The 17,645-nt window shown below is 39.6% G+C and carries 23 protein-coding genes; 1 reads left to right on the forward strand and 22 read right to left on the reverse strand.

Annotation, left to right across the window (positions count from 1 at the left end; genetic code table 11):
* Positions 1 to 3: 3 nt before the first annotated feature.
* The 17 genes from dxs to spoIIIAA all read right to left on the reverse strand — a co-directional run bounded on the left by dxs (position 4) and on the right by spoIIIAA (position 13,778).
* Complete coding sequence (gene dxs, locus RCG19_RS02040) at positions 4 to 1,899, reverse strand: 1-deoxy-D-xylulose-5-phosphate synthase (protein WP_308109491.1); 1,896 nt, start codon at positions 1,897 to 1,899, stop codon at positions 4 to 6.
* Between the two features lie 130 nt (positions 1,900 to 2,029).
* Positions 2,030 to 2,923, reverse strand: coding sequence for a polyprenyl synthetase family protein (locus RCG19_RS02045; RefSeq protein WP_308109492.1), 894 nt, complete (start codon positions 2,921 to 2,923; stop codon positions 2,030 to 2,032).
* A gap of 3 nt (positions 2,924 to 2,926) precedes the next feature.
* Complete coding sequence (locus tag RCG19_RS02050; RefSeq protein ID WP_166238273.1) at positions 2,927 to 3,157, reverse strand: exodeoxyribonuclease VII small subunit; 231 nt, start codon at positions 3,155 to 3,157, stop codon at positions 2,927 to 2,929.
* Entirely contained in the window at positions 3,147 to 4,505 is a 1,359-nt protein-coding gene (xseA, locus tag RCG19_RS02055; protein ID WP_308109493.1) for an exodeoxyribonuclease VII large subunit, read from the reverse strand. Before xseA ends, RCG19_RS02050 begins: the two co-directional genes overlap by 11 nt.
* Before the next feature lie 71 nt (positions 4,506 to 4,576).
* Positions 4,577 to 5,434: a bifunctional methylenetetrahydrofolate dehydrogenase/methenyltetrahydrofolate cyclohydrolase FolD gene (gene folD / locus RCG19_RS02060; RefSeq protein ID WP_308109494.1), complete on the reverse strand. Its 858-nt coding sequence runs from the start codon at positions 5,432 to 5,434 to the stop codon at positions 4,577 to 4,579.
* A gap of 37 nt (positions 5,435 to 5,471) precedes the next feature.
* Positions 5,472 to 5,870, reverse strand: coding sequence for a transcription antitermination factor NusB (nusB, locus tag RCG19_RS02065; protein WP_166238279.1), 399 nt, complete (start codon positions 5,868 to 5,870; stop codon positions 5,472 to 5,474).
* Positions 5,871 to 6,062: 192 nt separating this feature from the next.
* The gene (locus RCG19_RS02070; protein ID WP_166238282.1) at positions 6,063 to 6,470 is read right to left on the reverse strand and encodes an Asp23/Gls24 family envelope stress response protein; all 408 of its coding nucleotides are present in this window, start codon (positions 6,468 to 6,470) and stop codon (positions 6,063 to 6,065) included.
* Positions 6,471 to 6,489: 19 nt separating this feature from the next.
* Positions 6,490 to 7,845: an acetyl-CoA carboxylase biotin carboxylase subunit gene (accC, locus tag RCG19_RS02075; RefSeq protein ID WP_308109495.1), complete on the reverse strand. Its 1,356-nt coding sequence runs from the start codon at positions 7,843 to 7,845 to the stop codon at positions 6,490 to 6,492.
* Positions 7,846 to 7,859: 14 nt separating this feature from the next.
* Positions 7,860 to 8,375, reverse strand: coding sequence for an acetyl-CoA carboxylase biotin carboxyl carrier protein (gene accB / locus RCG19_RS02080; RefSeq protein WP_308109496.1), 516 nt, complete (start codon positions 8,373 to 8,375; stop codon positions 7,860 to 7,862).
* A gap of 252 nt (positions 8,376 to 8,627) precedes the next feature.
* Positions 8,628 to 9,182, reverse strand: coding sequence for a SpoIIIAH-like family protein (locus RCG19_RS02085; RefSeq protein WP_166238288.1), 555 nt, complete (start codon positions 9,180 to 9,182; stop codon positions 8,628 to 8,630).
* Between the two features lie 16 nt (positions 9,183 to 9,198).
* Positions 9,199 to 9,849 carry a stage III sporulation protein AG gene (gene spoIIIAG / locus RCG19_RS02090; RefSeq protein ID WP_166238290.1) on the reverse strand — a complete coding sequence of 217 codons (651 nt, stop codon included), beginning with the start codon at positions 9,847 to 9,849 and terminating at the stop codon, positions 9,199 to 9,201.
* A complete protein-coding gene (gene spoIIIAF / locus RCG19_RS02095; protein WP_308109497.1) occupies positions 9,842 to 10,471 on the reverse strand; it encodes a stage III sporulation protein AF in 630 nt (209 codons plus the stop codon). Before spoIIIAF ends, spoIIIAG begins: the two co-directional genes overlap by 8 nt.
* 16 nt (positions 10,472 to 10,487) lie before the next feature.
* Positions 10,488 to 11,687 (reverse strand): stage III sporulation protein AE, encoded by a 1,200-nt coding sequence (gene spoIIIAE, locus RCG19_RS02100; protein WP_308109498.1) that lies wholly within the window; start codon positions 11,685 to 11,687, stop codon positions 10,488 to 10,490.
* 31 nt (positions 11,688 to 11,718) lie between these two features.
* Positions 11,719 to 12,108: a stage III sporulation protein AD gene (gene spoIIIAD / locus RCG19_RS02105; protein WP_308110909.1), complete on the reverse strand. Its 390-nt coding sequence runs from the start codon at positions 12,106 to 12,108 to the stop codon at positions 11,719 to 11,721.
* 16 nt (positions 12,109 to 12,124) lie between these two features.
* Positions 12,125 to 12,328, reverse strand: a complete 204-nt coding sequence (gene spoIIIAC / locus RCG19_RS02110) for a stage III sporulation protein AC (RefSeq protein ID WP_007084610.1) — start codon at positions 12,326 to 12,328, stop codon at positions 12,125 to 12,127.
* 11 nt (positions 12,329 to 12,339) lie between these two features.
* Positions 12,340 to 12,855, reverse strand: coding sequence for a stage III sporulation protein SpoIIIAB (gene spoIIIAB / locus RCG19_RS02115; RefSeq protein ID WP_166238296.1), 516 nt, complete (start codon positions 12,853 to 12,855; stop codon positions 12,340 to 12,342).
* Complete coding sequence (spoIIIAA, locus tag RCG19_RS02120; RefSeq protein ID WP_308109499.1) at positions 12,852 to 13,778, reverse strand: stage III sporulation protein AA; 927 nt, start codon at positions 13,776 to 13,778, stop codon at positions 12,852 to 12,854. Before spoIIIAA ends, spoIIIAB begins: the two co-directional genes overlap by 4 nt.
* A 276-nt stretch (positions 13,779 to 14,054) precedes the next feature.
* Between spoIIIAA and RCG19_RS02125 the strand changes: the two genes are divergently transcribed.
* Positions 14,055 to 14,738 carry an SIMPL domain-containing protein gene (locus RCG19_RS02125; protein ID WP_308109500.1) on the forward strand — a complete coding sequence of 228 codons (684 nt, stop codon included), beginning with the start codon at positions 14,055 to 14,057 and terminating at the stop codon, positions 14,736 to 14,738.
* Between the two features lie 51 nt (positions 14,739 to 14,789).
* On the opposite strand, the gene RCG19_RS02130 is transcribed toward RCG19_RS02125, so the two are convergent.
* Genes RCG19_RS02130 through ccmA form a run of 5 tightly spaced genes read right to left on the reverse strand, consistent with a single transcriptional unit; the run spans position 14,790 to position 17,622 of the window.
* A complete protein-coding gene (locus RCG19_RS02130) occupies positions 14,790 to 15,299 on the reverse strand; it encodes a TlpA family protein disulfide reductase (protein WP_166238302.1) in 510 nt (169 codons plus the stop codon).
* Positions 15,300 to 15,331: 32 nt separating this feature from the next.
* The gene (locus RCG19_RS02135) at positions 15,332 to 15,463 is read right to left on the reverse strand and encodes a CcmD family protein (protein WP_308109501.1); all 132 of its coding nucleotides are present in this window, start codon (positions 15,461 to 15,463) and stop codon (positions 15,332 to 15,334) included.
* Between the two features lie 12 nt (positions 15,464 to 15,475).
* Positions 15,476 to 16,237, reverse strand: coding sequence for a cytochrome c biogenesis protein (locus RCG19_RS02140; protein WP_308109502.1), 762 nt, complete (start codon positions 16,235 to 16,237; stop codon positions 15,476 to 15,478).
* Between the two features lie 3 nt (positions 16,238 to 16,240).
* Positions 16,241 to 16,921 (reverse strand): heme exporter protein CcmB, encoded by a 681-nt coding sequence (locus tag RCG19_RS02145; RefSeq protein ID WP_166238306.1) that lies wholly within the window; start codon positions 16,919 to 16,921, stop codon positions 16,241 to 16,243.
* Positions 16,918 to 17,622 carry a heme ABC exporter ATP-binding protein CcmA gene (gene ccmA, locus RCG19_RS02150; protein ID WP_308109503.1) on the reverse strand — a complete coding sequence of 235 codons (705 nt, stop codon included), beginning with the start codon at positions 17,620 to 17,622 and terminating at the stop codon, positions 16,918 to 16,920. The genes RCG19_RS02145 and ccmA overlap by 4 nt, the downstream gene beginning before the upstream one ends.
* Between the last annotated feature and the right edge of the window lie 23 nt (positions 17,623 to 17,645).

Genomic DNA, 17,645 nt, shown 5'->3' on the forward strand with positions numbered 1-17,645 from the left:
TATTTAAGCCCTTTGCTGTTTTTTCCTTGCCAGAGTGGAAATCCTTTGGATGACTGCATCCGTCGTTAAGCCAATCTCTTCAAGTAAGGAGCCGACATCCCCATGTTCAACAAATTGGTCTGGGATTCCGATTCGGTCAATTTTCGCCTGATAAAAACTATGGTCATGAGCAAATTCTAGTACTGCACTTCCAAATCCGCCTTGTAAAACGGCTTCTTCAATGGTGAGAAGCGGGATGTCTTTTTCAAGCAGGCTAGTCAACATTTTTCCATCAAGCGGCTTGATAAAGCGGGCATTTACAACCCTTACCGAAATCCCCTTCTTTTCAAGAGCCACTGCTGCTTCCATAGCCATTGGAATGGTGGTTCCAAAGGTTAAAATAGCTGCATCATCGCCGTCCTTTAATACCTCCCATGTGCCAATGGGAATAGCGCTTAATTCCTCGTCCAATGCGACACCAAGGCCGTTACCTCTCGGAAATCTAAGTGCGATTGGACCATCATCATAATTCAATGCAGTATAAACCATATGTTGCCCTTCATTTTCGTCTTTTGGCATCATTAAGACAATATTTGGTACGTGCCTTAAAAAGGCAATATCAAAAACACCCTGGTGTGTTTCCCCATCAGCCCCAACTAGACCAGCACGGTCAATTCCAATAAAAACATTTAAATTTTGCCTGCAGATATCGTGGACAACCTGGTCATAGGCTCGTTGTAAAAACGTAGAGTAAATGGCTAAAAAAGGCTTCATCTTTTGGGTAGCTAAACCTGCCGCAACGGTTGCAGCATGCTGTTCGGCAATCCCAACATCATACATTCGATCAGGGAACTCACTTGCAAAGCCTTCAAGCTTTGAACCCACTGGCATTGCCGGAGTAATCGCTACAATTCGTTCGTCGCTTCTTGCCAGCTTTCGGACTGTTTCACTTACTAAACTGCTCCATGCTGGCGGCTGTTTTTTAGCAGGTTTAACAAAATCACCGGTATCGATCTTATAGGGGCCTGTTCCGTGCCACGTACCTGTTTTATCACTTTCTGCCGGTTGATACCCTTTCCCCTTTTTGGTAATCACATGGAGGAGAACGGGGCCCTCCGTCTTTTTAGCATAACTAAGGTTCTCAAATAACGCATCATAATTATGACCATCAATCGGTCCTAAATATGTAAAACCTAATTCTTCAAAAAACATCCCTGAAACGACTAAGTACTTTAAGCTATCCTTTATCCGTTCTGCAGTTGCCGCAAGCTTACCGCCAACAGCAGGCACTTTTTTCAATAATACTTCAAGTTCATCTTTTACCCATTGATATTTCCCGGCCGTGCGCAATTGACCAAGAATATTATGAACAGCCCCAACATTAGGAGCAATGGACATTTCATTATCGTTTAATATAACGATCATATCTTTTTTCTCATGGCCAATGTGATTTAAGGCTTCTAATGCCATTCCACCTGTTAAGGCACCATCCCCAATCACCGGTACTACAAAGGACTTTTCCTTTTTTAAGTCTCTGGCAATGGCCATCCCCATCGCAGCTGAAAGGGATGTAGAGCTGTGTCCTGTTTCCCAAACATCATGCTCGCTTTCAATCCGCTTCGGAAAACCGCAAAGCCCCTTAAATTGTCTTAAGGAATCAAATTCACGAGCCCTGCCTGTTAATATTTTATGAACATAGGATTGATGGCCTACATCCCAAATAATTTTATCCTTTGGACTATCAAAACATTTATGTAATGCAATGGTTAATTCAACAACACCCAAATTAGGGCCAATATGGCCGCCTGTCACTGACAGTTTCTCAACTAAGAATTGGCGAATTTCTTGACTCAACACTTCCAATTCTTTATTCGACATCCTCTTTAAGAAGGATGGGTCCTTTATTGATAATAAATCCATTTTGGACCACTCACTTTCATACATTTTGAAAAAATAGCCGCTAACACAATTTGTGATAACGGCATTCACAACGTTCTCTACATTGAAAACGATTATATCATACTACATTCATTACCTCAAACAGCCATCATTAATGGTCTCTTGAAGCAACTAATTCCGTTATTTCTCTTAGCAAATTCGTCATTATACCTGTCTTTTTAAGATATTCTTCTGACAGGTTGATTTGATTATGTAAAGCAGCCCTTGCCCCATCCATAGATAACAATTGTGGATAGGTACTTTTGTGGTTTATCGTATCGCTCCCAACAGGCTTTCCGATTAATTGTGGATTTCCGATCAAATCTAGAATATCATCCTGTATTTGAAATGCAAGTCCAAGATGATGGGCAAACCCTGATAGATGGTTTAATTGGACTTGACTAGCACCCGCCAGAATTGCACCTGCAATCACACTAAATCTAAGCAGCTTGCCCGTTTTATGAATATGTATATACTCAAGTTCCTTTAGGGTGAGATTCTTTCCTTCTCCCTCCATATCGGCAACTTGTCCGCCCACCATTCCTTCAGTTCCTGCAGCTTTTGCCATTTCAACTACTAATTTTATTTTCTTATCAGCTGAAGCAAACTCATTTGGAAGCAACCCGATTACTTCAAAACTATAGGTTAATAAGGCATCTCCGGCTAATATAGCAATGGCATCTCCAAAAACCTTATGATTGGTTGGCTTTCCTCTTCTTAAATCGTCATTATCCATACTTGGCAGGTCATCATGGATTAAAGAGTAGGTATGGATCATTTCTATTGCAGCCGCAACAGGCAGTCCTTTTTTGGGATCAATTCCAAATGCGTCTAAGGTTGCAAATAGCAATAAAGGGCGGATTCTCTTTCCACCTGCTTCAAGGGAATAAATCATGGATTCCTTAATAATAGAAGGAGCATCCAGCTTTTCAACTAGTGCACGGAGCTCCGAATCTAACAGATGTTTATATTCTTGTGCAAATGCGTCCAGTAACCCGGTTTCCACGTTTTATTCCTCCTCAATAGAAAAACTCTCCGTCCGTCCATCCTCCGTAATGATTTGCGTCAGTTGTTCTTCCACACTTTTTAATTTATCGTGACAAAGTTTAGATAGTTCCATTCCATCTTTATAAAAAAGTATCGCCTTTTCTAATGGAACGTCACCTTCTTCAAGCTTTTCTACGATTTGTTCCAACTTTACCATTGCTTCTTCAAACGTTATGGTGCTTTCATTGGTCACTATTTTCTCTCTCCTTTATTTTCTCCACCTTACAGAAAAGGCTGCCATCCGTTAATTGAATCTGGACTTGCTCATTTTCTTTAACCTGTTTCACACTTTTCACCAGACGGTTATCTTCGGAGTACGCTAAACTAAAACCGCGCTCCATTATTTTTAGAGGACTCAATGCCTGTAAGGTCGAAAGGATTCGATCGAAGTCAGTTTGTTTTTTTGAAAGTATCTGAAGCATAGAACGTTTCATGTCTTTTTGTGTACGATCAAAATTAATTTTTGCCTTGCTTAGTGCTTGGTCTGGATGGTTTCGCTGTAACCGTTTATGGAGGACCTCATGCTGATCTTTTTTCAGTATCGATAAACGAGAGGTTCCGCGAACGAGCATTTCTGTTAGTTTATCTAGCTGTTCAAGCTTTTGTTCATATAGCCGGTGAGGATAGCGAAAGGCATAAGACTTTTGAACTCGATGTAGGCGTTCCTTTTCAAACTGAAACTTTCCGTTCATCGCACGGAGTAGGCGGGTTTGCCGCTGCAGAATCCTATCCATTAACTCATCCAAATGCGGGACCGCAAGTTCAGCAGCTCCTGTTGGGGTTGGGGCACGTAAATCCGCTACAAAATCAGCAATCGTAAAATCGGTTTCATGTCCAACTGCTGAGATAATAGGGATCTTCGAGGCAAAAATGGCGCGGGCCGTCAGTTCCTCATTAAAAGCCCACAGTTCCTCAATGGATCCTCCACCGCGACCGACAATCAAAACATCAATTTCCTTCATATTATTTGCCTTTTCAATTGCTTTAACAATGGAGGGGGCTGCGTTATCGCCTTGGACTAGAGCTGGAAATACAAGAACAGTAGCGATGGGATATCGTCTTTTGATGGTTGTGATCACATCCCTAATTGCTGCACCAGTTGGTGAGGTTATAACACCAACAGTCCTTGGATACATTGGGATGGCCTGTTTTGCTTCCTGCGCAAATAAACCTTCCGCTTCAAGCTTTTGCTTTAATTGTTCATAGGCTAAGAATAATTCGCCAATTCCGTCAGGCTGCATTTCTTTTATGTAAATTTGATATTGACCGCTGGGCTCGTAAACAGTGATATCCCCTTTTACAATCACCTTCATACCGTTTTCTGGAGAAAATTTCATAAAGCGCGATTGACTGGCAAACATCACGGCAAGAATTCGGGCTTTTTCATCCTTTAAGGTAAAATACATATGTCCACTCGAATGCTGTTTGAAATTTGAAATTTCTCCTCTTACATGAATATCGCGTAAATGTGGATCAGCATCAAATTTTCTTTTTATGTATTTGGTTAGGGCATTTACTGATAGATATCTTTGCTCCTGCATAACTAATTCCTCTTTTCAACCATTCAACGAATACAGTGGATGCCCTATTAGGGACATCCACAATAAGCAATTTATATACGAGCAAAACTTTCAGCAGCGGATTTTAGTGTATTGTACATTAACATCGTAATGGTCATCGGGCCGACTCCTTTTGGAACTGGAGTAATATACCCTGCTTTTTCAGATACTTCTTCAAAAGAAACATCCCCACAAAGTTTGCCTGCTTCATTTCTGTTCATTCCAACATCAATGACAACTGCCCCATCCTTCACATGTTCCGCGTTAATAAAGTTTGGAATCCCGACAGCGGAAATAAGGATGTCTGCCTGTTTTGTATGGAATTCTAAATCTTTGGTTCTAGAGTGACAATACGTTACTGTTGCATGTTGATTAAGGAACAATTGTCCAACGGGCTTTCCGACAATATTGCTTCTTCCAACAACAACAACATGCTTCCCAGGGATGGAAATACCTGTTTCCTCAAGTAACACCATAATTCCGTAGGGGGTACAAGGCAAGAAAGCATTCTGGCCAGTCATCATCCTGCCAATATTAATTGGATGGAAACCATCAACATCCTTTAAAGGGGAGATGGCTTCAATAACCTTTCTTTCATCTATCTGCTTTGGAAGCGGTAATTGAACTAAAATTCCATGAATTTTGGGATCAGCATTCAATTCTTCAATTTTAACCAATAATTCCCTTTCGGTAATTTCCTCTTCCATTTTTATTAATAAAGTGTACATACCAAGTTCATTACATGCTTTTTCTTTACTTTTTACATAGGTCTGCGACGCATGGTTATTTCCAACGAGAATAACGGCAAGACCTGGAGTAACACCCTGACTTTTAAGGTCTTCAACCTTTTTAGCTATTTCTACTCTTTTTTTTGCAGCGATTTCTTGTCCATTAATAATTTGTGCTGTCATTTTCACATCTCCCCCTATTCCAAGAAGCCCTAATTAATTAGTCAGTAAGAAGCTTTTGTTTCACCTTTGAAAGAACTCCGTTAATAAACTTACTTGACTGGTCATCCCCATATATTTTAGCAATCTCTATAGCCTCATCTAAAATGACATTTTCAGGAACTTCATTTCGGAAATATTTCAATTCATATGTAGCCATCCGTAATACATTTCGATCTACCGTTGCCAATCGATCAAGAGACCATTTTTCAAGGTACTGCATGATTAATTCATCAATTTCGTTTTTTTGTTCGATTACCCCTAAAACCAATTTCGAAAGATACTCGTCACCCGCTTCCCCTTCCAAAACATGTTCAATTGCATCCGAAGGTTCCGTGTTACTTACGTCAATTTGAAAAAGTGCCTGAAGCGCTTTTTCCCTTGCTGTTCTTCTCTTCATTATACCGTTAACTCCTTTAGATATATAAATAATTTTTGTCGATTTTTCATACAAGAACTATTAGTTACTTGTTTACACATAAAAAGATAATAGCATAACTAAAGGAGAATCGCACACAAAGGTGAATTTTTTATTTGCTAGGAATGTGAATAAATAAGAAAAACCAAAGGACTAATCCTTTGGTTCCACTTGTTATAGCTCTGATTCGATCACTGGCTCAATCTTTTGAGCTTCAAATTGAATACCGACAACGTGAATATTTACCTCTTCTGCATCTAAGGCCGTCATATTTAGCAGCGCCTGACGAATGTTATCTTGTATTTCACCAGCAACAGTTGGTATAGATATGCCGAACTTCATTAAACAATATACATCCACTTTTATTCCTGATTCAGTTAGTTCAACTTTTACACCTTTGCCATGGTTTTTCTTCCCTAGGCGTTCGACAACACCTGCGGCAAAATTACCTCGCATTCCTGCTACACCTTCTACCTCGGAAGCAGCAATGCCTGCAATAACTTCAATAACTTCAGGGGCAATTTCAATTTTCCCATGACCATTATTTCCTTGATCCATTTCTAAGACATTAAATTCACTCATTTAAAAACACCTCCAGCAATTAGATTGATTTCATCACATCATGCAATTCTAGGAATTTGGTATTGAAGTTGCCTTCGACAAATTTCTCATTTTCCAGCAGTTTTAAATGAAACGGAATCGTGGTATGGATACCTTCCACCACAAACTCGCTTAACGCACGTTTCATTCTGGATATTGCCTCTTCCCTACTGCTGCCGTATGTGATAACTTTCGCAATCATGGAATCGTAGTAAGGTGGAATTGTATATCCCGGATATGCTGCTGAATCAATCCGAACCCCTAACCCACCGGGCGGCAAATACATTTTGATTTTACCAGCTGAAGGTAGAAAGTTCTTCTCTGGATTCTCTGCATTGATCCGACATTCGATTGCCCAGCCAGTAAAAGTGACATCCTTTTGGGTAATCGTTAGTTTTTCACCGTTTGCCACTCGAATCTGTTCCTTAATAAGGTCGATTCCGGTGACCATTTCTGTTACGGGGTGCTCCACCTGAATCCTTGTGTTCATTTCCATAAAATAATATTTACGATTGCGATAGTCATAGATAAATTCTACCGTGCCAGCACCTGAATAATCAACTGCTTTTGCAGCTTTTACAGCTGCCTCGCCCATTTCTGCGCGAATTTCTCCATCTAAAGCCGGTGAAGGTGTTTCTTCTAGCAGCTTTTGAAGCCTTCGTTGAATAGAGCAATCTCTTTCACCCAAATGGATGGTGTTACCGTGAGTATCACCAAGCACTTGAATTTCAACATGGCGGAAATCCTCAATATACTTTTCTATGTATACACCGGGATTTCCAAAGGCCGTTAAGGCTTCTTGTTGGGTAATATTTATGCCTTTAATTAATTCTTGTTCATTCTTAGCAACACGAATTCCCTTACCGCCCCCGCCTGCTGTTGCTTTAATGATGACGGGATATTCAATCTTTTTGACAAGTTCAAGTGCTTCATCCATATCATTGATGATTCCGGTTGAACCAGGAACAATAGGAACACCCGCTTCACGCATCGTTTCTCTGGCGATATCCTTGGTGCCCATTTTGGTAATCGCTTCAGGGCTTGGGCCGACAAATATAATATTACACTCGCGGCAAAGCTCCGCGAAATCAGCATTCTCGGCTAGGAAACCATAGCCAGGATGAATAGCATCGCAGCCTGTCAGTTTTGCGACACTGATAATATTTGTGACGTTTAAGTAACTATCTTTTGATGATGTCGGTCCAATACAATAGGCTTCATCTGCCAATTGGACATGTAGTGCTTCACGATCCGCTTCGGAGTATACAGCAACAGATTCAATGCCCATTTCTCGGCAGGCTCGTATTATCCTAACAGCAATTTCTCCTCTGTTTGCAATTAACAGTTTTTTTATCATCCTGTTACCGCTCCTTATTCTGGCTTTACTAAAAATAATGGCTGTCCGTATTCAACTAATTGACCGTTTTTCACAAGGACTTCCACAACTTCCCCATTTACCTCTGCCTCAATCTCATTAAATAGTTTCATCGCCTCAACAATACAAACGATGGAATCCTTTGAGACCTTTGATCCGGCTTTAACATATAGGTCCGCATCCGGAGTTGGCGATGCATAGAAGGTACCTACCATTGGAGAGGTAATTTTGTGTAAATTTGTATCATCCACTTGTTTCCCTTCATCTGCTTTGGGAGCTTCCTGTATGACTTCCAAAACAGGAGCTGTTGTTGCAGCAGCTGCAATAGGGGCAGCCTGGATCACAGGCGCTATTTCAGATGCAGGTGCAACGGGACTTACTTGTGAAACAATAGTTGATGCTGCATTTTTCCTCATTTTAATTTTTGAACCTTCAACTTCATATACAAATTCATCAATACTGGACTGGTCAACCAATTTAATCAATTCACGAATTTCTTGTACTTTTAACATTGAGTAACACTCCTTGTACAACTTTAATTAGGACTTACTACTAATACTATACGATAATATTTAGTAATAGTTCAATATTTTAAATCATAAGAATACGAACATCCATCAAATGCCCCACTTCCATCATAATATTTTTAGTAGAAAAAAGGAATTTTGGGTGCCTTTTGAATTCAATTAATTATTTTTCCCATTGACTAAAGATATTAAACTAAATAAAAAGGAAAGCCAATGACTTCCCTTAGTAAACGGACATTATTTTGCATGTTGGTATTCAACCGCAACATAATTTGTTTCATCAATTTCCTTTTTCACTTCTAACATAATCTTATTTGCCTCTGAGGCAGAAGGCTTCTTTTTGGATTTGACTGTGACGATTACCTTTGATCCATCTGCTCTTACTAGAACATCATCAAATCCCATTGTTTTAATAAAGGTTTCAAGCATTTCTTCACTTTGGGCTATTTTATTCAATTTATCCATTTGGTCCTTCACTTTACTTCTTTCGTCTGCAGAAAGGTCTGTCGAGGCTAGCTCTTCGGTTAAACTCGTTTGCTCCTCGCTCCTTAAGTCTTCAAGCTTCATACGAAGTTCTGCAAACTCATTATCGCCGGCAACAGTAGAAACGACTGTCTTGCCGTCTTTCTTCACTTCTGTCTTTGTTTTACCCTGATTTTGATCCTTTGCATTTTGTTGCACTGCTGCTAGATCGTTCGTTTTTTGCTCTGGAGAGGTAATGTAATAAACTGATAACACCACCACTAAACTTAACATTGTTAATAACCATACCGTTTGTTTTTTCAAAAGCATTTTTTAAATCCCCCTTTTATTTTTTAGGCATAACAGCAACCCGGTGGCTTGGCACACCATAAGCCCTGGTAACTGCTTCCCTAATCCATTTTTTCACCTCGATATTATCTGCACCCTTGGCAACTACGAGGACACCGCGAATCTCCGGCCTTATTGTTTCTACAACAATTGGAACCTCTTGGTCTCCTTTACGGATGATGACCAATTGTTCATCTGAAGAAGAATCCACCACCGTGCGCTGCCCGCCATCACGATCCGTTTCGTCGGTTTTTTGCGATTTAGTTACTCTATTTTTCTCAAATACTTTCTTATCGGTTGAATCAATGGTTACCACAACGGTTACATCATCTACACCCAGCATTTCCTCCAGTGCTTTCTTCAACTGATTTTCATATTTTTCCTCATATTCAGCGATTGCCTTATTTCCCGAACTCTTTTTTAGACTAAATGTCGGTACATCTTCAGAAGCAGCTTTTTCGTTTGCTCCAACAGACACCGCTGCAGTACTTGGATCTTTTTTAAACAAAATGTTACCTGCAAGCATAAAGGCGGCACCGATACATAGAACGAGAAGCATATACTGATATTTTCCTGGCTTCTTCTCGCCTTTTTCATCCAATTTCATTATTTTTTTGAGCCATGATAATGGCCCTTTATTGTTATCCATTCTTCTTTTTAATCCCCCCTTCAATCGAAACTTCCACAGCTTCTTTGGTTACATTCCATTTCTGCGATAGAAATGCGGTTATTTTTTTTGTATCTTCTGTTGATCCATTAGAAGGAAGAGGTTTTTCTGTGTTTATTTCGATTTGTTTAATCGCTTCGACTGTCTTTACGCCCTGTTCCGGTTGTTTTAGAAGAACTGTTACCTTTTGGAGGTTCTTAGGGAATGCTTGGTCGCTTTTTTCGTCTATAGCTAGATCAATTTTCTCAATCTCCAATCCGTATTGGTCCATCAACTCCTCCTTAACGTCCTTTTCCAGCTGGACAGCCATTTCTTTTAAAATATATGCATCAGTTGAAGCTTGTATTTCTTTTTTCTTTGAATCTATTATATTTTTCATATTTTTTTCTCCAGGTACTTGATAGGTGGGGATTGAACCAAGTGCTGATTCAAAGTCCTTGGAGATTAATTTAAAAATGGGCGTAAGAATAATCGCAATTAGGAGCAGCCCTGTGACCATCTTGGTATATTTTTGCATGCTGGAATTTGGCAGCAGCATGTCAATCACAGTCGCTAACAGGATAAAAAGAATTATATTTGTTACCCACTCTTTTAAAAATTCCATGGATATGCCCACCCTCCTATCTCATCATCATCGTTAAATTTCCAGCCGCAACAATGACGGTAATACTTAAAAAGAACATCAGTGAAACAATCCCGAGAGCTGCAAAAACATAGATAACACTTTTACTGATAATATCTAGACATTTAATCACTGGACCACCACCTAAGGGCTGAAGGATGGCGGCTGCAAATTTATAAATAAAGGCAATCATTAATATTTTTATAGCTGGGAAGGCAACGATTATTAGCAGGATGGCCACTCCGGCAATACCAACTGTATTTTTTAGGAGCACAGATGCACTAACAACTGTATCCGTGGCATCAGTAAACATTCTCCCAATGACGGGAATGAAGTTTCCTGTCACAAATTTTGCGGTTCTAATGGCAACCCCATCAGTAACGGCTGCCGATGCTCCCTGCACTGAGATGACTCCAAGAAAGATTGTTAAGAAAAGTCCCATTAATCCGATGCTCCAGTTTCGCAAAAGGGCAGCCAATTGTGAAACTTTATACTGCTCAGACATCGTGCTGACAATACTGAGCAAGGTAGCTAAAAAGAGGAGTGGCAGGATCACATATTGCATGAACGTTCCGCTTATATTCATTAGGAATAATATTACTGGATGAAAGAAGGCAGCGGATACTAGACCCCCTGATGCCGCAATAAGGGCGAGCAGAAGAGGAACTAGTGCAAGGACAAAGGAGGTCATTGTCCCAATTGCCTCAGTAGTATAATTAATGGCGATATGAAAACTATTTAGGGCCAGGATGACCAGCACCATATAAACAATCGAGTAGGCAACCTTACTAATCGCGCTTTTCTCAAAAGCATTCTGCATGGATTGAAGAAACATGCTGAATATGGTTAACATGATCAACGAACCAAGTAATTTTCCATTCGCAACAAACTCATGAAAGGCAAACTTTAAAATACCCTGACCCCATTGCTTAAATGAAAATTTTTTATCACCTTTTACAAAATCATAAAGACTTCCTTTTTGGCTTTCCGGGAGGAAGCCCCCATATTTATTGGTAATATCCTCCCAGAATTGTTTGAGTTCAGTTAAGTCCAAGGTCTTTAGCTGTTCGTCTACTAATTCCTGTGGAGAAAGTGGGTTTAAGGTGTCTTTAGATTCTTCGGCAGCTTGGACACTTGGAATATACAAGAAAAGAAAAAGAAGAATGATAATAGGAATAATCTGCAGCCTTTGCTTCAATGAGTAACACCTCTTTTTTAAGGTCTGTCCATTAGCTCGGAATTAGTTTGATAATGGTTTCAATCAATACAGTTAGAATCGGAATCGCCATTGCTAGAATAATAATCTTTCCTGCTAATTCAATCTTGGAGGCAATCGCGCCCTGTCCCGCATCCTTGGTAATTTGGGTGGCGAATTCGGCAATATAGGCAATCCCAATGATTTTAAGGATTGTTTCAATGTAAACCATATTCACCTTTGCATTCACTGCCAGCTTTTCGAGCATATGAATAATTTCAAAAATCTTATCCACTAAAAAGAGGAAAATGACACAGCCAGCAAATACCACTATTAGGAAGGCGAAATTTGGTTTTTGCTCTTTAATGATTAAGGCAAGAAAGGTTGCGATGAGAGCAAAACCGATAATTTTTATGATTTCAATCGCAAAGACCTCCTTTCTATTGAAACAGGAATACTGATTTTATTTTCTGAAAAAGATCATCCACGATGGAGGCTACCTGGAACAAAATATAGATAAACCCGAAAAGAGTGACCCACTGCGCGTATTCCTTCTTCCCGACTTGATCAAGTACCGTATGCAAAAAGGCTACAACAATGCCAACTCCGGCAATTTTAAAAATAATATCCACTTCTAAACCCATTGCTTTTCCCCCTAGAATAATAAAATGATCAATAATAATCCTGATAAGAATCCGAGACTTTTTACCATTTTTTCATATTTGGCCTGCCGGTCGATGGCGTCTGCTTCCTCTCTTTCTAAGTGGGAAAGAGTTAGCATAATATGTTTTTGCTGGGAAAAGCGATCATGACGGCCAAGAGTCTCCCCGAATTGCTTCATAATTTCAAATTCTCCCTGTCTTAAAGCAGTTGATTTCCATACCTCTCTTAAACTAGTTTCCCACGCTTCATTTACTGTTGTTTCCGTATCGGTAAGTTTTTTTGCGAATGCTTCAAAAAACGTGGAGAGCGGCTTAGCAAGTTGGGCTGCTAATCTTCGGGCTGCTTCATGCAATGGGGTATGGCTATACATAATTTCAGCCTCAAGAGATTGAAGCGCCGACCTTAATGCTCTAAGCTGCTTTGGCCGTGCACTAAAATTCCTGGAAGCCTCAAATCCAGTCCAAGTTGTCGCAACAATAATGATAATGGCGCCAATTAACTTAATCATTTTGTCACTCTCACTTTTTGATTCATTTCGTGCCCGCTTTCGTTAAATATATGGGTAATGGTCCCAGGGCCCGATGACCTACTAAGGATGACAAATCGTTCAAAAATTTTTTGGTCAATTAGATCCCTTAGGGATGGCCGTTTTCTTAGTTCTTCTATGCTCGTCCCGTGCGTGGTCATGATTAGTTTTATACCAGCATGAACAGCCTCCTGAATGGCTTCAGCATCTTCTTTTCGACCAATTTCATCCACGATTAGGACATCTGGGCTCATCGAACGGATCAGCATCATCATTCCTTCTGCCTTTGGGCAGGCATCTAACACATCAAGACGGGGGCCAAAAGATAATTGCGGAACCCCATGGACACAACCAGCAATTTCACTCCGTTCATCCACAACTCCCACCTTACTTGCCTGAATTCCTCCTGCCCTGTTGCCTGTAGAAATAATTCTGGCGATATCACGTAGCAGTGTCGTCTTTCCTGTTTGTGGCGGTCCAATAATCATCGTATGCATCCAGTTACCTTTATAAATAAACGGAATGATAGGTTCGGCAATCCCCACCTTTTCCCTAGCAACTCGTATATTAAATGAGGAAATATCCCTAATCGCTTTAACCTTGCCATCCTCAAGAATGACCTTTCCGGCCAGTCCAATCCGATGTCCTCCGGATACGGTTATATACCCGCGTTTTAGTTCTTCCTCCAGCGTATAAATGGAGAAATGGCTAATTTTATTTAGAAGATGAATAGCATCCTCAGATTGAACAATATAGGATAAAAACCTCGGGGCTCCCTTTACCATCATTTCAATTGGCCGGTTAACACGAATTCGAATTTCCTCTAATTCTTCTTTTTGGTCAGGAGGGATTTTGTTGATTAGGTCGGCAATATTTTTCGGTAAATAGGGAAGGATGGTTTCCATGTATGCTTCCTCCTTTTATTTGCATATCTCATTAGTTAAAATGTATGCCTGCTTGGACACAATATGACTTTCAAATCTGTTAATTCATGTCTATTTTTTAGGATAAGATTAGTAGAACTAACTTTAAAAGAATAGATTTAAAGAAAAGCGCAAGCGCCCTGGAGCTGGACAATTCTCAAAATCGAATGATATAAATTCTGATAATATAAAAACGGAACATTTCCAGTGTCCATTTCGTATTTTATAAGAGGGACAATAGTAAAGGGGGAGATACGTTTGTATCAATACTTGCCGCCTAATCGAAATGGATTCCATCACAAAGGCCAGTTAATAAAGGTAACAGGCGAAGGGGAACTTGCAATCCAGCCTGATTCGGCTTCAGTGAACTTAGGGGTTATCACTGAATACAAGGAATTAATCGCAGCGCAGCAGCAGAACTCTAATGAAGTGTCAAAAGTAATCAATGCACTGCTCGGACTTGGAATTCCACAAAACCAATTACAAACCTTCGATTATCGAATTGAATCGGATTATGATTACGATCAAGGGAAACAAACTTTTCGAGGCTATAAAATAACTCATCTATTACAGGTGAATATAGAAGATTTATCAATCATAGGGAAAGTAGTGGATACAGCTGTTAAAAACGGTGTCAATTATGTCTCTAATGTACAATTTAAAGCGAAGAATAAAGATGCATTTTATCAGCAAGCCCTGTCCCTTGCCCTTACAAATGCCATCGAAAAGGCCAAAACAATTGCCGGGACATTAAATGTAACGCTAGTACCGACACCAAGCTTAGTGGTGGAGGGAGGGGGTACGGTTCAACCCTTCAACCACCAGTCTGAAACATTTGTTAAAAGCGTCAGTTCAACACAATTCGAACCAGGACAAATCATAGTAAAGGCAACAATCTCTGCTGAATTTCATTATCAAACACCATATAAAGCACCACTTTAATGAAAAAAGGATTGAACCACAAATATAAGGTTCAATCCTTTTTGATTATTGCTATTTGTCATATTTCTTTGCCCAGTTGTATAACTGCATTTCTGTTACTGGTCCATTAAAATGCTCTCTTATGATACCTTGTTTATCAATAACAAATGTTTCAGGCTGTCCTGTCACATTATACAATTTCGACACCTTGGCATTATAATCGAATAGATAATTCATTCCTGCTTTATTATGATCTGTTACCTTATTTATCTTATCAATGGTCTCACCGCGATTAATCATAAGAAATGGATACTGATCACCATAGTCTTTTTGAAAAGCCTCAAGTTCCGGAAGCTCCTCTTTACAAGGTGCACACCAGCTGGCAAAATAATTTAAAATAACAACCTTCCCCTTATAGTCCGAGAGCTTGGTATTACTTCCATCAATCTTTGGAAGTTCGAAATTATATGCTTTATCACCAATATCCGTATGTTTGCCCTTGGATACCAAACTATATCCAAAAAAGCCAAACATCCCCACAATCAGTATCAATACGAGTAATTTGATAACTCGCTGGTTCATCGTATTTCCCCCTGACACTCGAGACTTACAGTCTATTGATCGAGCTGCTTTAAGAATTCAATTTCCTTTTTAAGTTTGTTGTGTCTTTTTCCGATAATAAACATATAAGCAAAGATAACCACCCAAGCGACAGAATAAGCACCTAACATATATTCATAATTCATGATTAAACCCTCCTAATTTTCCATTTTTTCTCTTAATTTTTCTTTATATTGCTCAACTTTCATTCGCATATTTTCAAAAGAAACACCCTTATAAAGCAGGTAGGAATAAAGAATGGTAAATGAAGTAATTGTGATTAGCAATGCTGCTAACATTGTATCCTCAATCCCGCCGCCCTTTTGAGATGGGCCATCCCCAAAAACAATTGGGTGAAATTTCGTTTGCCACCAGCGAATAGCAAAGAATACGATTGGAACATCTGCAAAACCAATGATGCCAAACACTGCTGAAAGTCGAGCCTTTTTATCCCATACGCCATCCATCTGCCTAATCATTATGTAGGCAATATAGATAAAGAAAAGAATTAATGTTGTGATTAAACGCGGCTCCCATACCCACCATGTATTCCAAGCCGACCTGGCCCAAATAGGACCTGTCGTTAATACAATAATTGTAAACACAACTCCAATTTCAGCTGAAACATAGGCATACGTATCAAATATTCTTTTCCGCTTGATTAAGAACAAAATACTAAAAACAAATGTGACAAAAAATGCCATAAACGCTAACCAGGCAGAGCTTACATGAAAATAAAAGATCTTTTGGGCGGCATGCATTGATTTTTCTTCCGCTGCAAAGATGAAAATAAAGTAAAGAGAAACCAACATTGAGATGACTGTAGCAGCAAACAACATTTTTGAGAGATTCGTTGATTTCGCATCTGCCACCTGTGTCTTAGGAAGCGTCGCTTTCTCTCGTTCGAGATTCATACTCATCACTTAAACCTCCAGCACATAATCTATTAATAAGAAACATACAACAAAGAAGATAACATCATACGCCGTGACCAATTGAATCCAGGCAATCGCACTCGAAAGCTTTTCCATATTCGATAAAATGATTTTCGTGGCCTGAACCACTCCAATTAAGATTGGGGTTGTAATGGGAAAAAGCAATAATGGCAAGAGCATCTCACTGCTTTTAGAATTGGCGGCCAAGGCTGCTAAGAATGTTCCAATCGCAATAAATCCAAAGCTGCCTAAGAAAATGGTTAAAATAAAATAAGGAAGACTGCCCAGAAATTTAAAATCAAACAACAAGAATAGAAACGGGATGGAAACAAGTTCCACTACGAGCATCATCGCAAAATTGGCCAGGAACTTCCCTAAATAAATGCTTTGGGCTTCCATTGGTGCAACAAGTAAGCCTTGTATTGTATCATTTCGCTGCTCCGAGATAAACGATCTGTTCAGACCTAAAATACCAGCAAACACGATAATGACCCAAATGACTCCTGGAATAACAGCCTTAGTTGTGTTATTCGCCGGGTCAAATGCAAAACTGAAAACAACAATCACAAGTCCCGCAAATATAATCTGTGTCGTGAGAATTTGTTTTGTTTTTAACTCTGAATATAAATCTTTTTTTGCTAGGAAGAGGGCTGTTCGATATAAATTCATGACACAGCCTCCACTTGAAGCTCATATTTTTCAGAAACATAGCCTAAATTTTTATTTTCTATCTTAAAGTCATCGACAATCTTCCCATTCTTCACAATAATGACCCGGTCACAAATTTCAGCTGCTTGTTTGAAATCATGAGTGACCATCAAGGTTGTTGCACCCTTTTCTTTCATAGAAAGAATCACATTGTTGAGAATCGTAATTGCACCTTGATCCAGTCCAGTATGAGGTTCGTCTAAAAGTAGAACGGCCGGATCATGAACAATTGCCCGAGCGATAGCAATCCTCTGAATCATACCGCGTGAAAAGTTCTTCACCGGTTCATTTAAAAAGAAGGACAATCCTACTTCTTTTACAAGTTGAACGGCTTTTTGTTCGGCATCTTTTACCCCATATATATTCCCAAAGAAAACAAGATTTTCTAACGGGGAGTAATGATCATAAAGTAAGCTGGAATGGGGTAAATAACCTAATAATTTTTTGATTTCAATCTGGTTTTTTTTCAATTCCATTCCATTAATCAGCACTCGTCCTGATGTGGGTTTTATTAAGGTTGCCAGCACCTTTAACAGCGTACTCTTACCAGCACCATTTGGTCCAAGTATCGCTACCGTTTCTCCTTTTTCTATATGGAGATCTACACCACGCAGTATCAGCTTATTGTCAGCTTGCTTGGTTAGTTTTTTTATTTCTATCATCTGCAGGTCCCCCCAACAAGCAG

This window comes from Neobacillus sp. OS1-2, assembly GCF_030915505.1.
In the GTDB taxonomy this organism is placed as follows: Bacteria; Bacillota; Bacilli; order Bacillales; family Cytobacillaceae; genus Neobacillus.

Excerpts from the sequence above, each read along its gene's own strand:
- dxs (WP_308109491.1), bottom strand. The coding sequence starts at position 1,899 with ATGGATTTATTATCAATAAAGGACCCATCCTTCTTAAAGAGGATGTCG.
- xseA (WP_308109493.1), bottom strand. The coding sequence starts at position 4,505 with ATGCAGGAGCAAAGATATCTATCAGTAAATGCCCTAACCAAATACATA.
- folD (WP_308109494.1), bottom strand. The coding sequence starts at position 5,434 with ATGACAGCACAAATTATTAATGGACAAGAAATCGCTGCAAAAAAAAGA.
- nusB (WP_166238279.1), bottom strand. The coding sequence starts at position 5,870 with ATGAAGAGAAGAACAGCAAGGGAAAAAGCGCTTCAGGCACTTTTTCAA.
- RCG19_RS02070 (WP_166238282.1), bottom strand. The coding sequence starts at position 6,470 with ATGAGTGAATTTAATGTCTTAGAAATGGATCAAGGAAATAATGGTCAT.
- accC (WP_308109495.1), bottom strand. The coding sequence starts at position 7,845 with ATGATAAAAAAACTGTTAATTGCAAACAGAGGAGAAATTGCTGTTAGG.
- accB (WP_308109496.1), bottom strand. The coding sequence starts at position 8,375 with ATGTTAAAAGTACAAGAAATTCGTGAATTGATTAAATTGGTTGACCAG.
- RCG19_RS02085 (WP_166238288.1), bottom strand. The coding sequence starts at position 9,182 with ATGCTTTTGAAAAAACAAACGGTATGGTTATTAACAATGTTAAGTTTA.
- spoIIIAG (WP_166238290.1), bottom strand. The coding sequence starts at position 9,849 with ATGGATAACAATAAAGGGCCATTATCATGGCTCAAAAAAATAATGAAA.
- spoIIIAF (WP_308109497.1), bottom strand. The coding sequence starts at position 10,471 with ATGGAATTTTTAAAAGAGTGGGTAACAAATATAATTCTTTTTATCCTG.
- spoIIIAC (WP_007084610.1), bottom strand. The coding sequence starts at position 12,328 with ATGGGTTTAGAAGTGGATATTATTTTTAAAATTGCCGGAGTTGGCATT.
- spoIIIAB (WP_166238296.1), bottom strand. The coding sequence starts at position 12,855 with ATGATTAAGTTAATTGGCGCCATTATCATTATTGTTGCGACAACTTGG.
- spoIIIAA (WP_308109499.1), bottom strand. The coding sequence starts at position 13,778 with ATGGAAACCATCCTTCCCTATTTACCGAAAAATATTGCCGACCTAATC.
- RCG19_RS02130 (WP_166238302.1), bottom strand. The coding sequence starts at position 15,299 with ATGAACCAGCGAGTTATCAAATTACTCGTATTGATACTGATTGTGGGG.
- RCG19_RS02135 (WP_308109501.1), bottom strand. The coding sequence starts at position 15,463 with ATGAATTATGAATATATGTTAGGTGCTTATTCTGTCGCTTGGGTGGTT.
- RCG19_RS02140 (WP_308109502.1), bottom strand. The coding sequence starts at position 16,237 with ATGAGTATGAATCTCGAACGAGAGAAAGCGACGCTTCCTAAGACACAG.
- RCG19_RS02145 (WP_166238306.1), bottom strand. The coding sequence starts at position 16,921 with ATGAATTTATATCGAACAGCCCTCTTCCTAGCAAAAAAAGATTTATAT.
- ccmA (WP_308109503.1), bottom strand. The coding sequence starts at position 17,622 with ATGATAGAAATAAAAAAACTAACCAAGCAAGCTGACAATAAGCTGATA.